Genomic DNA, 13,935 nt, shown 5'->3' on the forward strand with positions numbered 1-13,935 from the left:
GCTTGGCGCGCTTTAGGATTGACGAGCGGCGACTTCGGGCATACAGCGCGGTGATGAGGAAAGGAGGACAGCATGGCTGACGTGGCGAAAGCCCGCACATCCCAGAACGGGAGCGAGCCCTCCACCGCCGAGTTGGTGCAGCGGGCCACCGAGCAGATCTCCCGCCTCGTACGGGACGAACTGACGCTGGCCCGAGCGGAGTTGACCCAGAAGGGTAAGCACGCGGGCATCGGGATCGGCCTGTTCGGCGGCGGTGGCGCGCTCGCGTTCTTTGGTCTGGGTGCGCTGGTCGCCACGGCGATCCTGCTGCTCGACCTGGTGTTGCCCGCCTGGGCCGCGGCGCTGATCGTGGCGGTGGCCTGCTTCCTGGTGGCCGGCATCCTCGCCCTGGTGGGCAAGAAGCAGGTCAGCCGTGCCGTCCCGCCGGTGCCGGCGGCCACGGTCCGTAGCCTCCGGGCAGACATGGACACTGTCACCGCCGCGGTGAAGGACAGGGGGCGGCAATGACCGGTAACGGGACCGGCGACACGGAGGCCCTCCGCGAGGAGATCCGTCGCACCCGGGTCGAGTTGGGCGAGACGATGGAGGCGTTGGCCGCCAAGGCCGACGTCAAGGCGCGTTTGAAGGAGTCCGCCGAGCAGGCCAAGGAGCGGATGCGGGAGCAGGCGGCGCAGACCGTCGCTCGGGTCCGCGGCCAGGCCGCGCGTGGCGCCGGGATGGCGCGGGCGCAGGCGTACGAGAAGGGCGAGTTGGTACGCGCACAGGCGTACGACAAGGGCGAGTTGGTGCGCCGCAACCCGGTGCCGTGGGCGGCCATCGCGGCCGGCGCGGTGGCCACAGTGGTGGTGCTGATGATCGTGCGGGGGAGGCGTAGGTGAGTAAGAGCATCGGCAGGGTCGCGTACCGGCCGGTCGGCGTGTTGATGGGTTTCGCCGCCGGGGCGGTGGCCGGGGCGATCTTCCGGCAGGTCTGGAAGGTCACTGCGGGCGACGGTGAGGCGCCCAACGCGACCGACGAGGATCGCGGCTGGGGCGAGATCCTGGCCGCCGCGGCGTTGCAGGGCGCCATCTTCGCTGTCGTCCGGGCCGCCGTGGACCGGGGCGGCGCGGTCGGCGTACGCCGGATGACCGGCAGCTGGCCGGATTGACCAGCAGCGACTTCAGCCCCCTTTCCGCATCGATGGGAAGGGGGCTTTCGCATGGCATCGCACGCCGCCCAGCGCACCTGAGGCATCCGTCAGGTCACATGTCGGAGAAATTCGTCGGAGAGGTCGTGACAGACTTTTTACCTCCGTGATTTGCTGGTCCCCGCTGTTGCGAGATGGCGTGGGTTGAGAGAAGTCTCCTTCGTGGGGCCGCCTCAGGCGCCGCTGCTCAAAAACGGCCAATCGGCCGGACGGCGTGCACGGCCGCCAGTTTTTAGAGGGAGAAACACATGGCTCAGGGAACCGTGAAGTGGTTCAACGCTGACAAGGGCTTCGGCTTCATCACCGTCGATGGTGGGGGTGCTGACGTGTTCGTCCACTTCTCGGCCATCCAGACCAGCGGCTACCGCTCGCTGGAGGAGAACCAGCGGGTGGAGTTCGAGATCGCTCAGGGTCAGAAGGGCCCGCAGGCTGAGCAGGTCCGTCCCATCTGAGTAGGACGGCCGGCCCCCGCCGGCCAGTGGGACGATCCGGTTCAAGGGTCACGGTGAAGCCCCGCATCCCGGTTGGGATGCGGGGCTTTCGCCTGCTCAGGATCGCCGGTGCGGCGAGCGGTCAGCGTCGACGCGAGCGCAGGCCGAGCCAGAGCACCACCAGCCCGGCCGCCGTCACGAGCGGGCCGATCACCGCCCAGATCTTCTCGTCGGTCATCACGCTGCCGCTGACGTAGCCGAGGCCCTGGACCGTCCACACCGCACCGATCACCACGGCCAGCAGGCCGAGGGTGAGCGGAAGCCAACCTCTCATCGCGTCCCCTCTCCGCCGCCCGGGGCGGCGCGCCGCCGTCCAGCATCGCCGGCCGGGTGGTGCGACGCGAGCACCCCGGGCGCGCGGGTCACCACCGGTCGTGCACCTGCGGGCGGATCAGCTCGTCGTAGGTCTCGCGGACGGCTGCCAACTGCTCGTCGGTGAGCGGGGACAGGGTCGCCGCGGCGGCGTTGCGTCGGGCCTGGTCGGCGTCGCGGGCACCGGGGATGACCACTGTGACGCCCGCCTGATCCAACACCCAGCGCAGTGCGAACTGCGCCATGGTGCGGTCCGCGTCGACGAGCGGGGCGAGCCGGCGTACGGCGGCCAGACCTCGATCGAAGTCGACTCCGGAGAAGGTCTCCCCGACGTCGAAGGCCGCGCCGTGCCGGTTGTAGTTGCGGTGGTCGTCGGCGGGGAACTCGGTGTGCTCGTCGTAGCGGCCGGAGAGCAGGCCGCTGGCGAGCGGCACGCGGGCGATGATGCCGACACCGGCCGCCGCCGCGGCCGGCAGCACCCGCTCCAGGGGCTTGTGGCGGACCGCGTTGAGGATGATCTGGACGCTCGCCACCCCCGGTCGGGCGATCGCGGTGAGGGCCTGGTCGCAGGTCTCGACGCTGACCCCGTACCCGGCGATGGCCTTCTCGGCGACGAGGGTGTCCAGGCCGTCGAAGACCTCGTCGGAGGAGAAGACGGCGGTGGGCGGGCAGTGCAACTGGACCAGGTCCAGGGTGTCCATCCCCAGGTTGGCCCGGGAGCGGTCGGTCCACTGCCGGAAGTTGGCCAGGGTGTACGCCTCCGGCTGCTGCTCGACGCGGCGGCCCATCTTGGTGGCGACGGTCAGCCCGGCGTCGGGTCGGGTGCGCAGGAAACGGCCGATCAGCTGCTCGCTGCGGCCGTCGCCGTACACGTCGGCGGTGTCGAGGAAGGTGACCCCGGCGTCCACGGCGGCGGCGAGCACCGCCATCGCGTCGTCTTCGCTGACGGTGCCCCAGTCGGCGCCGAGTTGCCACGCGCCCAGGCCGACCGCGCCAACGGTCCGGCCGAGCCGGTTGAAGCTGCGCTGTTCCATGCCCCGAGCCTAGTGATCGGGTTGCCGCAGTGCCACGCGAGCCGTACCGTCAGCAGTACGGCCGTACGGTTTGGGAGGCGACCATGTGGGACCCAACGACCTACCTGCGCTTCGGCGACGAGCGATCCCGGCCGTTCCACGACCTCCTGGCCCGAATCCCGGCCGAGCGACCCCGTGCGGTGGTCGACCTCGGCTGCGGCCCCGGACAGCTCACCGCCGTCCTCGCCGAACGGTGGCCGACCAGCCGGGTGCGCGCCCTCGACGCCTCACCCGAGATGATCGAGCGGGCCGAGGCCCTCGGCGCGCCTGTCGACTTCGCGGTCGCCGACCTGCGCGACTGGGTTCCGGCCGGCGACGAGGACCTGGTGGTCAGCAACGCGGCGCTGCAGTGGGTGCCCGGCCACCAGGAACTGCTGCGCCGCTGGGCCGCCGAGCTGCCCGCCAGGGCGTGGCTCGCCATGCAGGTCCCCGGCAACTTCGACGCCGACTCGCACCGCGCCCTGCGGGAGGTCGCCAACCGGCCCTCCTGGCGGGCCGACATCGCCCCGCTGCTGCGCGCGGACCCGGTGGACGACCCGGCCGACTACGCGGCGCTGCTGACCGCTGCCGGCTGCGCGGTGGACGCCTGGGAGACTACCTACGTGCACCTGCTGCCGGCTCGACCCGCCGCCGAGCACCCGGTGCTGGCCTGGATGGAGGGCACCGCGCTGCGCCCGGTCCGGGCCGCACTGGACGCCGCCGGCTGGTCCGCCTTCCGGGCCGAGCTGGGAGTACGGCTCACCGCGGCGTACCCGGTGCGGCAGGGTCAGGTGTACTTCCCGTTCCGCCGCGTCTTCGTCGTCGCCCGCACCGGCGACCATGCCCAGGAGAACCAGTGACCGACCTGTCCACCTTCATCGCCGGCCTGCCCAAGGTGGAGCTGCACGTGCACCACGTCGGCTCCGCCCTGCCCCGGATCGTCGCCGAGTTGGCGGCGCGCCACGAGGGGCGCACCCCCGTGCCGGCCGACCCGGACGCGCTCGCCAACTACTTCGAGTTCCGCGACTTCGCGCACTTCATCGAGGTCTACCTGAGCGTCGTGGATCTCATCCGCGACCCGGAGGACGTCTGGATCCTCACCCACGAGGTGGCCCGCGAGCTGGCCCGCCAACAGGTCCGGTACGCGGAGCTGACCATCACCCCGTACTCGCACGTCCGACGGGGCATTCCCGCGCCGGCGTTCTGCGAGGCCATCGAGGACGCCCGCAAGCGCGCCCTGGCCGACTTCGGCATCGAGCTGCGCTGGTGCTTCGACATCCCCGGTGAGGCCGGCCTGCCGGCAGCCGAGGAGACGCTGCGCATCGCGCTTGACGAGCGCCCGGACGGGCTGGTCAGTTTCGGCCTGGGCGGCCCGGAGATCGGCGTACCCCGACCGCAGTTCCGGCCCTACTTCGACCAGGCCCGCGCCGCCGGGCTGCGCTCGGTGCCGCACGCCGGGGAGACCACCGGGCCGCAGACCGTCTGGGACGCGCTGAACGAGTTGGGTGCCGAGCGGATCGGGCACGGCATCTCCGCCGCGCAGGACCCGCAGCTGCTCGCGTACCTGGCCGAGCGGCAGATCGGGATGGAGATCTGCCCGACGTCCAACGTCCGTACCCGGGCGGTGGCCACCCTCGACGAGCACCCGCTGCCCCGGCTGGTCGAGGCCGGGCTGCTGGTCACCATCAACTCCGACGACCCGCCGATGTTCGGCACCACCCTCAACGACGAGTACGCGGTGGCCGCCCGCCTGCTCGGCGTCGGCGCCGAAGGGCTGGCCGGGTTGGCCCGCAACGCGGTGACCGCGTCCTTCCTGGACGCCGCCGGCCAGCAGCGGATCCTCGCCGAGATCGACGCGTACCTCGCCACCGCCGGCTGACCCGATCGGCCGCTCGGGTGCCGGCCGGGCCGCTTGGTTGAGCCGGGCCGCTTGGTTGAGCAGGGCGCGCGGCGGGAGCGTGGGTGTGGGGGGACCTGTGGCTCCCGCCGCGCGCGCGGCTCCACCGGCCGGGGGTGCGTGGTGCGCTCGGCCGGTGGAACTGGTGGGTTCGTGCTGTGATCCTGTCAGCCCGCAGCCGATCCGAAGCGGTCGTTAACCGCGATCTAAGGAAGACTTGCGCCGGCGCACAGCCCCGGGTCCGGTCGGGTCAGTCGTCGGTGGGGCGCTGGCGGGGCCAGCGACGTCCGGTGGCCTTCGTGTCCCGGGCGTCGCGCGCCATCCGACCGACCAGGCCGAAGCGGCTGACCTGCCGGGGCGTCGCCTCCGGGTCGGCGAGCAGCATCACCACACTGGCCCCGCCCAGCCGGGCGCGGTCGATGCTCACCGAACCGTTGGCCTGCAACGCGACCCGCTTGGCGATGTCCAGCCCGAGCCCGGTCGAGCCCTTGTCACTGGCGCCGCGGCGCAGCGCCCGGTCCGGGTTGGCGATGCCGGGGCCGGCGTCGTCGATGCGGATCGCCACGTAACCGTCGCGCCGGGACACCGCCACCTCGAACGCGGTGCCCTGCGGGGTGTAGCGGAAAACGTTGCCGATCACCGCGTCCAGCGCGGCGGCCAGTTCGGCCCGCGGCACCGGCGCCGGGATACGCAGCTGGGCGCCGTTGACCCGGTGCGGCCGGTTCTGGTCGCCGGCCAACGCCGCCCAGAACACCATCCGGTCCCGGACCACCTCGCTGACGTCGCACATCGCCGGCCCGGCCTCGAGCGCCACCGTCTTACGGGTCGTCTTGATCAGCACGTCGATCTCACCCTCCAGGGTGACGATCGCCTGCCGGATCCGCCGGATCCCGCGCAGCCGGTCCAACTCCGCCGGGCTGAACGAACCCACGCTGGTGTCGTCGGACTCCAACGCCTCCGCGTCCAACCGCAGCACCGTCAACGGGGTACGCAGACGATGAGACAGGTCGGCTACCAACTCCCGCTCGTCGGTGCGGGCGGCGTCCAGGCGGTCCGCCATCCGGTTGAAGGCGTACCCGGCCTCGGCCAGCTCGCGCGGACCGGTCGGCTCGACGCGTACGCCGAGGTCGCCGTCGCCGATGGAGAGCGCGGCCTTGACCAGACCGCGGGTGGAGTCCACCGCGCGGGCAGCGACCCGGTCGACCACCAGCACCGCCGCGCCGGCCATCGCCGCGCCGACGGCGAACAGCAGCAACCAGGTGCCGCCGGCGCCCTCGCCCAGCGTCGACTCCGGTAGGAACACCTCGACCACGGCCGTGCGGTCACCGAGGACGACCGGATCGAGCCGGGCCGCACCCCCGTCGACGTCGACTACCAACGACTGGCGCTCGGAGCGGGCCCGGTCCAGGTCGCTGCCGCTGGCCCGACCAGCGGTTTCGTCCAACCCCAACCCGTGCACCACGGGCCGGGTGGGGGCGCCTTCGGCGCTGGCCACCACGGCACGCTCGACGACCGCCGGGTCGGTGCTCACCGCCAGCGCGCCCGTCACCAGCGCGCTGCGCCGCGCCGCGTCGGCGATCGCCTCGTCCCGACTCTGCTCGCGCAGGCTGAGCCCGAGCGGGATCAGGAACGCGAGCGCCACGAGACTGCACATGCCGGCCGTGAGCAGGGCCAGCGCCGTCCTCAGTCCGGTGCCACCAGCCGGAATCCGACCCCCCGCACGGTGCGCAGGTAGCGCGGCTTCGCCGCGGACTCGCCCATCTTTCTGCGGAGCCAGTACAGGTGAACGTCGATGGTCTGATCCTCGCCGACCGATGGCTGCCGCCATACCTCCTCCAAGAGTTCCCGGCGGGACACTACCCGCCCAGGTCGTGCGGCGAGATACGCCAACAGGTCGAATTCCTTGCGGGTCAGCGCCAGCGGCTCCCCGTCGAGCTGGGCGCTGCGCTCGCCCACGTCCACCCGCAGCCCGCCGACACTGTGCACAGCCGGCTGCACGGACCGACTGGCCCGGCCGGCCCGGCGCAGCACTGTGGTGATCCGGGCGTCCAGGTGCGCCCCGGTGAACGGCTTGACCATGTAGTCGTCGGCGCCGGCGCGCAGCAGCTTGACCACCGACTGCTCGTCGTCGCGGGCGGTGGCGATGATGATCGGAACGTCGGTGATGCCGCGCAACATCCGCAGCGCGTCCGAGCCGTCCAGGTCGGGTAGGCCGAGGTCGAGCACCACCAGGTCGGGTGTCTCCGCGGCGACCCGACGCAGGGCGTCCAACGCCGTACCCACGGCGTGCACGGCGTGCCCCCGGTCGGTGAGGGACCGCAGCATCGCGCCGCGTACGACGTGATCGTCTTCGACCAGGAGCACGGAGGCCACGACAAGACCGTACTTGGCCTGGCAAGTTGATCGCGTTGCGGCGTGCCTGGCGACCGGGCAAGCTGGTATGACGATGTCGTTCACCCTGTTCGCCGATGCCCGCCTGGCGCTCGCCCGGGACAGCCTCGCCGGTCTCTCCACCGGCGACGCGCTCGGCGCGCAGTACTTCCTGCCGGGGCCGGCGCCAGTGGATCTCGCCGCCGACGCGCTGCCGCCAGCGCCCTGGGAATGGACCGACGACACCGAAATGGCCTGCTCGGTCTTCGCTGAGTTGGCCGACTCCGGCGGCATCGACCGGGACCGGCTGGCGCTCTCCTTCGCCGGGCGATGCACTGAGCGCCGAGGCTACGGCGCGGGCGCGATGCTCATCCTGGGGCTGATCAGCGCCGGCACCCCGTGGCCGCTGGCCGCCGCCTCCGCCTTCGACGGGCAGGGCTCCTGCGGCAACGGCGCGGCGATGCGGGTCGGCCCGCTGGGCGCGTACTTCGCCGACTCGACAGCGCGCGCCGCGGCACAGGCGCGCGCGTCCGCCGAGGTGACGCACGCGCACCCGGAGGGGGTCGCCGGCGCTGTCGCGGTCGCCGTCGCCGCCGCGCTGGCCGCCCGGGCCCGCCTCGACGGGCACCGGCCGTCCCCGGAGCGGCTGCTCGCCGGGATCGCCGCCGCGCTCGACCCGGGCACCGAGGTGCATCGGGGCGTGTCCCGGGCTGCCGGGCTGCTCGGCCGGCCGTTGCCCCAGGTGGTGGCAGCGCTCGGCAACGGCTCCCGGGTGACCGCCCAGGACACCGTCGGGTTCACCCTCTGGGTGGCCGCCACGCACCTGGACGACTACCCGGCGGCCATCCAGACGTGCGTACGGGCCGGCGGGGACGTGGACACCACTGCCGCCATCGTCGGCGCTGTGGTGGCGGCGCACACCGGCGTCGGCACCCCGGGCGGGGTGCCCGAGAAGTGGCTGGCCTCCCGCGAGCCGCTACCTAGCTGGCTCCCCTGACCCCCCGAGGAATGCCCCGGCCAACCGGGCTACCCGCGCCTGCGCCTGATCAACTCGTCTTCCTGTAAATCGGGTCGTCCGGGCGGCGGGGATGCCCCGGTTTCCTGAAAGCAGAGTGGATCACCGCTAAATCGGGCTGTCCGCGCGGCGGGGATGCCCCGGTTTCCAGGAACCCGAGTGGATCACCGCGATGCTGCGGGCACAGCGGACTGCGGATCGGCGGCCAGGGGGTCGGCGGGCTGCGGGTCGGTGGCCAGGGGGTCGGTGGGCTGCGGGTTGGCGGACTGCGGGTTGGCGGGCGTCGGGTCTGGCGTTGCGGTGCCGTCTGCGCGGCCGGTTATCTCGGCCAGCGTCGCGGCCTCGTCCGGGTCGCCGGTCACCTCGGCGAGCGCTGTGGCCTCGTTAGGGTCGCGTCGGCGCCACCGGCTGACCAGCCAGCCGATCGCCGCGCCGCCGCCCAGCCCGGCCAGCAGGCCGGCGGCCAGCATCCCGTCGGCGCTGCCCTCGTCGGCACCGTCCGCCCGGGCCGGCGGTGCGGCGTCCACACCGTCGTCCGCTGCGGCCGGTGCGCCGGCCCCCGGGCCGGCGTGCCCGCCGTGTGCGGCCGGACCCGCGGCGCCGGGCGCCGCCGGCAGCAGGGCGAGCGTCGGGGCCCGGTGCGGGCCGGTGGCGTCCGCCCACCGGACCACAGTGCCATCGGCGTACGTCTGGACGACCTCGAAGTTGAGCCGGTCGGCCTGCGGCATCGGCCCCATGGAGAGCGCCAGCCGAGCCGGCCCGGGATCACTCGCACCGACCCGGACCCAGGTCACCGCGGTCGTCACAGTGCTCACCCCGGAGGAGTGGATACCTGCCACCGGCTTGTCCAGGGTGCGGGAGCTGATCCGGGGCGCCCAGCCGTTCACCGACATGGGGTAGACCTCGGCGATCGGCGCGTCGGCCGGCAGCCGTACCTCGATCTGGTTGGTCTTCGTGCCGGCCCGTTCCTCCGGAACGCTGAACTCCAGCCGTACCGCCTCGCCCTGCCGGGCCTCGCTCGGGGTGGTCGTCACGTCCGCCGCGTACGCCGTGCCAGGCCAGAGCAGCAGCCCAGCGGCGGTCACCGCGGTCGCCGTCACGATCCGCCGCCGACGGCCACCGCCGTACGTGCTCGCCATCTCGTGCCCCCATCCGTGTCGACGCGGCCGGCACCGGTTTCCGGCCACACCTTCTAGTTCGGCTGCGAGGCGCGAAAGGTTCAACGTCGGCGGTAGGGAGGTGCCGTTCCCGGTCGGGGGCGGGGCGACCGATAGCATCGGCAGGAGCCGAGGATCGGCACCGTTTCGTACCACTTGGAGGAGTCACCGTGTCCGCACCCCGTACCCCCGCCGTGGCCGACCCCGTCGTCGTCGCCGCCGGGACCACGGCGGCCGACGCGGTGGCCGCGGCCGGACTGCCCGCGAACGGCCCCAAGGCGATCGTCGTGGTCCGCGACCCGCAGGGCCAGCTGCGCGACCTGGACTGGACGCCGGCCGAGGAGACCGTCGTCGAGCCGGTCAGCCTGGATTCGCCCGACGGGCTCACCGTGCTGCGCCACTCCACCGCGCACGTCCTCGCCCAGGCCGTACAGGACATCTTCCCCGAGGCCAAGCTGGGTATCGGCCCGCCCATCGAGAACGGCTTCTACTACGACTTCGACGTCGCCAAGCCGTTCCAGCCAGATGACCTCAGCAAGCTCGAGAAGCGCATGCAGGAGATCATCAAGTCCGGGCAGCGGTTCCGCCGCCGCCGTTTCGGCAGCCTGGACGAGGCGCGCTCCGAGCTGGCCGACGAGCCGTTCAAGCTGGAGCTGATCGAGGTCAAGGGCGAGGGTCTGGACACCGACGAGGTGATGGAGGTGGGCGGCGGCGAGCTGACCATCTACGACAACCTCGACGCCAAGGAGGACAAGGTCTGCTGGTCGGACCTGTGCCGGGGCCCGCACCTGCCGACCACCCGCCTGATCGGCGCGTTCAAGCTCATGCGCTCCGCCGCCGCGTACTGGCGGGGGTCGGAGAAGAACCCCCAACTACAGCGGGTGTACGGCACCGCGTGGCCGACCCGCGACGAGCTCAAGGCGTACCTGAAGCTGTTGGAGGAGGCCGCCCGGCGCGACCACCGCAAGCTCGGCGCGGACCTCGACCTGTTCAGCTTCCCCGACGAGATCGGCTCCGGCCTGGCGGTCTTCCACCCCAAGGGCGGCATCATCCGCCGCGAGATGGAGCACTACTCGCGGCGGCGGCACGAGGAGGCGGGGTACGAGTTCGTCAACACCCCGCACATCACCAAGGCACAGCTGTTCCAGACCTCCGGTCACCTGCCGTACTACGCGGACACCATGTTCCCGCCCATGCAGCTTGAGGGCGCGGACTACTACCTCAAGGCGATGAACTGCCCGATGCACAACCTGATCTTCAGGTCGCGCGGGCGGTCGTACCGGGAGCTGCCGCTGCGGATGTTCGAGTTCGGCACCGTCTACCGGTACGAGAAGTCCGGTGTCGTGCACGGCCTCACCCGGGTCCGTGGCCTGACCCAGGACGACTCGCACATCTACTGCACCCGTGAGCAGATGGCCGGCGAGCTGTCCACGCTGCTCAGCTTCGTGCTCGACCTGCTGCGCGACTACGGCCTGGACGACTTCTACCTGGAGCTGTCGACCCGGGACGACTCGCCCAAGTTCATCGGCGCCGACGAGGACTGGGCCGAGGCCACCGAGGCGCTGCGGACCGCCGCCGCGACCTCCGGCCTGGACCTGGTTCCCGACCCGGGCGGCGCGGCGTTCTACGGGCCGAAGATCTCCGTGCAGGCCCGTGACGCCATCGGCCGGACCTGGCAGATGTCCACCATCCAGGTCGACTTCAACCAGCCGGAGCGGTTCGCGTTGGAGTACCAGGCCGCCGACGGCAGTCGCCAGCGGCCCGTGATGATCCACCGTGCGCTGTTCGGGTCGATCGAGCGGTTCTTCGGAGTGCTCACCGAGCACTACGCGGGCGCCTTCCCGGCCTGGCTGGCACCGGTGCAGGTGGTGGGCATCCCGATCCGCGAGGACCACACCGACTACCTGCACGGCTTCGTCGCGGCACTGCGCGCCGAGGGCATCCGCGCCCAGGTGGACGCGGGCGACGACCGGATGCAGAAGAAGATCCGGACGGCGCAGCAGCAGAAGATCCCGTTCATGGTGATCGCCGGTGACGACGACGTGGCCGCCGGCACGGTGTCGTTCCGCTACCGCGACGGCTCCCAGCGCAACGGGGTACCGGTCGCCGAGGCGGTGACCCACGTGCTGGACGTGGTCAGCTCACGGACCAACATCGGCCCGTCCGCCGCAGCGGAGTAAACGGCACCACCGCGCGCCGCCAGCGCGCCGCCTGCAACCCGCCTGCGGCTCGCCCGTAACCCGCTCGACCGGGCTGGCGCGCGGCTCGCTCGCGGCCCGCGCGGCGCTCGCGCCCCGCATGATCGCGCTCGATCCAGGAAGTAGTGGCCTCCCCGGTGGGGGAAGCCACTACTTCCATGTTCGAGCGCGATCTTCGCCAGGAACGAGGTGGCGCGAGAGCGCGGCATCCGGAGGCAGCGCCGGGAGCGCTGCGCCGGGAGCGCGGTGCCCGGAGGTGGCGCGGGAGCGCTGCGCCCGGGAGTGGTGGCGGGTGTCAGATGCCGCAGTTCGGCGCTGACCAGCCTCCAACCGCTGCCACGTGGGTGTGGTCGTTGTGATCGGGGTAGCCGGGGCCGAGGATCTGCCCGAAGCCGTGGTTGCGGGCCTGCTGCGCCAGCCGGCAGAACGACGGGGAGCCGACCAGGTCCACCCCGTCGCCGTACAGGTGTCTGCTGTTCGACGCGCCGCCGACGGCGCTGTTGCAGGCGTAGCTGCGGAAGCTGCTGCTGATCGCGATGCTCACGTCGCCGAGGGCGTGGCGCATGGCCTGGAGTTTCCACATCGAGACGAGCGCGTTGAACCGGGCGGTGCTCGCCGAGACCGCGCCGCCGGACCAGTCGCTGTTGCACTTGTTCAGTTCGGGGTAGCTGAAGTTGGCCGGGGTGCAGTCGTCGTCCTGGAGGGCGTAGAGCCGGTTGAACGTCTGTGGGCCGGCGATGCCGTCGGCGGGCAGCCCGTACGCCTGCTGGAAGCGGATCACCGCCGATCGGGTGGCTGGGCCGTACGCGCCGTCGAGGGTGAGCACCGCGCCGTAGCCGGGGTAGCCGGCGACCCGGATCTGGAGTTGCCGGACGTCCTCGCCGGATGCCCCCTGGGACAGGGTGCGTCCCCAGGTGTAGCAGCCGTCCGCCTGGGCCGCGCCGGCGGCGGCTGTGACGCCGGCCACTGTGGTGGCGGCGGTCAACGCCAGTGCCGCGAGGAATCTGCCGAGCCGTCGGAACATGAAGCCCTCCATCAATGCATGGAAGTACGTGGATGAACGGAAGTTTCATGCTTCGACTTTGATCCGTCAAGAACTTGCAGTCCCGGGGTGCCCGAAAGGCGGGTGTCGCGGCCTGCCCCCGGGGCTCCGTAGGATCGGCTCGTGACAGGGGCGGAACGGCACACGGACAGTGACGGCATGGCGGACGGCTTGGAGCGGCTCTGGACGCCGCACCGGATGACCTACATCTCCGGCGAGGACCGCCCGGCCGAGGGCTACGAGAAGCCCACCGGGTGCCCCTTCTGCCGGGGGCCGCAGCTGCCTCCGGAGGAGAGCCTGGTGGTGGCCCGGGGCGAGCACGTCTTCGTGGTGCTCAACCTCTACCCGTACAACCCGGGGCACCTGTTGGTCTGCCCCTACCGGCACGTCGCCGACTACACCGACCTGGACGTGCCGGAGACCACCGAGCTGGCGTCGTACACCCAGACCGCCATGCGGGTGATCCGCAAGGTCAGCAACGCCCACGGCTTCAACCTGGGCATGAACCAGGGTGGGGTGGCCGGCGCTGGCATCGCCGCGCACCTGCACCAGCACGTGGTGCCGCGCTGGGGCGGCGACGCGAACTTCATGCCGGTCATCGGCCGCACCAAGGTCCTGCCGCAGTTGCTCGGCGACACCCGCGACCTGCTCGCCCGCGCCTGGCCGTCCTGACCGCCGCCGGCCGCGCCGCGCCGGTCGCGCGACCCGCGCACCAATCCGGCTAGTCGGCGCGCAGCAGCGGGGTCAGCTCCGACCAGCTCTCCACCCGGTGTACGCGGGGCAGCAGCGCGGCGTGTGCGGCGACCTCGGACTTTCGGGGCCGGAACAGGAAGCGGTGCGGCACCGAGTCGAGATAGCCGAGCACCTCAAGCTTGTCGTCCACGAAGTGGGTCAGGTCGAGGCGGCTGGCGATCGGCGCCTTGTCCGCTCGGGTGCGGCAGAAGTGCAGCCGCTCCACCGGGACGCCGGTGCGCGCCGGAAAGTCGTGGTGGGCCAGCCACTCCCTGGTGCGCCGCTCGGTGGCCTCCCCGCACTTGGACACCAGGTGCACCTCGTCGAACGCCGGGCCGAGCGCCGCGAGCGCGTCGAACGCCCCGACGACGGCCGGGGTACGCAGGTAGTGCGCGCCGAAGAACGAGGTGTCCGCGTCGTCGTCGGCCGGCTCGATGATCACTCCGCCGATGTCCACTCCGAGCCGTCGCATGGCGTTGATCA

Annotated in this window: 16 protein-coding genes; 9 read left to right on the top strand and 7 right to left on the bottom strand. The window is 72.1% G+C overall.

Annotation, left to right across the window (positions count from 1 at the left end; translation table 11 throughout):
* Positions 1-72: 72 nt before the first annotated feature.
* The 4 genes from AB0B98_RS06895 to AB0B98_RS06910 all read left to right on the top strand — a co-directional run bounded on the left by AB0B98_RS06895 (position 73) and on the right by AB0B98_RS06910 (position 1,638).
* The gene (locus AB0B98_RS06895; RefSeq protein ID WP_030338239.1) at positions 73-507 is read left to right on the top strand and encodes a phage holin family protein; all 435 of its coding nucleotides are present in this window, start codon (positions 73-75) and stop codon (positions 505-507) included.
* Positions 504-878 (top strand): DUF3618 domain-containing protein, encoded by a 375-nt coding sequence (locus tag AB0B98_RS06900; RefSeq protein ID WP_196927356.1) that lies wholly within the window; start codon positions 504-506, stop codon positions 876-878. Before AB0B98_RS06895 ends, AB0B98_RS06900 begins: the two co-directional genes overlap by 4 nt.
* A complete protein-coding gene (locus AB0B98_RS06905) occupies positions 875-1,147 on the top strand; it encodes a DUF4235 domain-containing protein (RefSeq protein WP_238671988.1) in 273 nt (90 codons plus the stop codon). The genes AB0B98_RS06900 and AB0B98_RS06905 overlap by 4 nt, the downstream gene beginning before the upstream one ends.
* Positions 1,148-1,434: 287 nt before the next feature.
* The gene (locus tag AB0B98_RS06910; RefSeq protein ID WP_030338233.1) at positions 1,435-1,638 is read left to right on the top strand and encodes a cold-shock protein; all 204 of its coding nucleotides are present in this window, start codon (positions 1,435-1,437) and stop codon (positions 1,636-1,638) included.
* Positions 1,639-1,759: 121 nt separating this feature from the next.
* On the opposite strand, the gene AB0B98_RS06915 is transcribed toward AB0B98_RS06910, so the two are convergent.
* Both AB0B98_RS06915 and AB0B98_RS06920 read right to left on the bottom strand, forming a co-directional pair.
* Complete coding sequence (locus tag AB0B98_RS06915) at positions 1,760-1,951, bottom strand: hypothetical protein (protein WP_238671989.1); 192 nt, start codon at positions 1,949-1,951, stop codon at positions 1,760-1,762.
* Between the two features lie 88 nt (positions 1,952-2,039).
* On the bottom strand, positions 2,040-3,023 hold the full coding sequence (locus tag AB0B98_RS06920) for an aldo/keto reductase (protein ID WP_357287403.1): 984 nt from the start codon (positions 3,021-3,023) through the stop codon (positions 2,040-2,042).
* Positions 3,024-3,052: 29 nt separating this feature from the next.
* Between AB0B98_RS06920 and AB0B98_RS06925 the strand changes: the two genes are divergently transcribed.
* Positions 3,053-3,901 (top strand): trans-aconitate 2-methyltransferase, encoded by an 849-nt coding sequence (locus AB0B98_RS06925; RefSeq protein ID WP_357361327.1) that lies wholly within the window; start codon positions 3,053-3,055, stop codon positions 3,899-3,901.
* Positions 3,898-4,920, top strand: coding sequence for an adenosine deaminase (locus tag AB0B98_RS06930; protein ID WP_210785208.1), 1,023 nt, complete (start codon positions 3,898-3,900; stop codon positions 4,918-4,920). The genes AB0B98_RS06925 and AB0B98_RS06930 overlap by 4 nt, the downstream gene beginning before the upstream one ends.
* Positions 4,921-5,188: 268 nt before the next feature.
* Here the strand turns inward: AB0B98_RS06930 and AB0B98_RS06935 are convergent, their stop codons facing one another.
* Both AB0B98_RS06935 and AB0B98_RS06940 read right to left on the bottom strand, forming a co-directional pair.
* The gene (locus AB0B98_RS06935) at positions 5,189-6,592 is read right to left on the bottom strand and encodes a HAMP domain-containing sensor histidine kinase (RefSeq protein WP_357361328.1); all 1,404 of its coding nucleotides are present in this window, start codon (positions 6,590-6,592) and stop codon (positions 5,189-5,191) included.
* 29 nt (positions 6,593-6,621) lie between these two features.
* The gene (locus AB0B98_RS06940; protein ID WP_091401712.1) at positions 6,622-7,311 is read right to left on the bottom strand and encodes a response regulator transcription factor; all 690 of its coding nucleotides are present in this window, start codon (positions 7,309-7,311) and stop codon (positions 6,622-6,624) included.
* 73 nt (positions 7,312-7,384) lie between these two features.
* Here AB0B98_RS06940 and AB0B98_RS06945 point away from each other — a divergent pair, with 73 nt between their 5' ends.
* The gene (locus AB0B98_RS06945) at positions 7,385-8,305 is read left to right on the top strand and encodes an ADP-ribosylglycohydrolase family protein (RefSeq protein ID WP_357361329.1); all 921 of its coding nucleotides are present in this window, start codon (positions 7,385-7,387) and stop codon (positions 8,303-8,305) included.
* Between the two features lie 182 nt (positions 8,306-8,487).
* On the opposite strand, the gene AB0B98_RS06950 is transcribed toward AB0B98_RS06945, so the two are convergent.
* Entirely contained in the window at positions 8,488-9,462 is a 975-nt protein-coding gene (locus tag AB0B98_RS06950) for a DUF1775 domain-containing protein (RefSeq protein ID WP_357361330.1), read from the bottom strand.
* Positions 9,463-9,650: 188 nt separating this feature from the next.
* Here AB0B98_RS06950 and thrS point away from each other — a divergent pair, with 188 nt between their 5' ends.
* Positions 9,651-11,660 carry a threonine--tRNA ligase gene (gene thrS, locus AB0B98_RS06955; RefSeq protein ID WP_238671995.1) on the top strand — a complete coding sequence of 670 codons (2,010 nt, stop codon included), beginning with the start codon at positions 9,651-9,653 and terminating at the stop codon, positions 11,658-11,660.
* Between the two features lie 313 nt (positions 11,661-11,973).
* Here thrS and AB0B98_RS06960 read toward each other — a convergent pair whose 3' ends face one another.
* Positions 11,974-12,702 (bottom strand): D-Ala-D-Ala carboxypeptidase family metallohydrolase, encoded by a 729-nt coding sequence (locus AB0B98_RS06960; protein WP_357361331.1) that lies wholly within the window; start codon positions 12,700-12,702, stop codon positions 11,974-11,976.
* Positions 12,703-12,879: 177 nt separating this feature from the next.
* Between AB0B98_RS06960 and AB0B98_RS06965 the strand changes: the two genes are divergently transcribed.
* Positions 12,880-13,392 (top strand): HIT domain-containing protein, encoded by a 513-nt coding sequence (locus tag AB0B98_RS06965; RefSeq protein WP_181518504.1) that lies wholly within the window; start codon positions 12,880-12,882, stop codon positions 13,390-13,392.
* A gap of 49 nt (positions 13,393-13,441) precedes the next feature.
* Here the strand turns inward: AB0B98_RS06965 and AB0B98_RS06970 are convergent, their stop codons facing one another.
* Positions 13,442-13,924: a hypothetical protein gene (locus tag AB0B98_RS06970; RefSeq protein ID WP_357361332.1), complete on the bottom strand. Its 483-nt coding sequence runs from the start codon at positions 13,922-13,924 to the stop codon at positions 13,442-13,444.
* Positions 13,925-13,935: the final 11 nt, after the last annotated feature.

It is taken from the genome of Micromonospora sp. NPDC048947, from assembly GCF_040649495.1.
Taxonomy (GTDB): Bacteria; Actinomycetota; Actinomycetes; order Mycobacteriales; family Micromonosporaceae; genus Micromonospora; species Micromonospora alfalfae.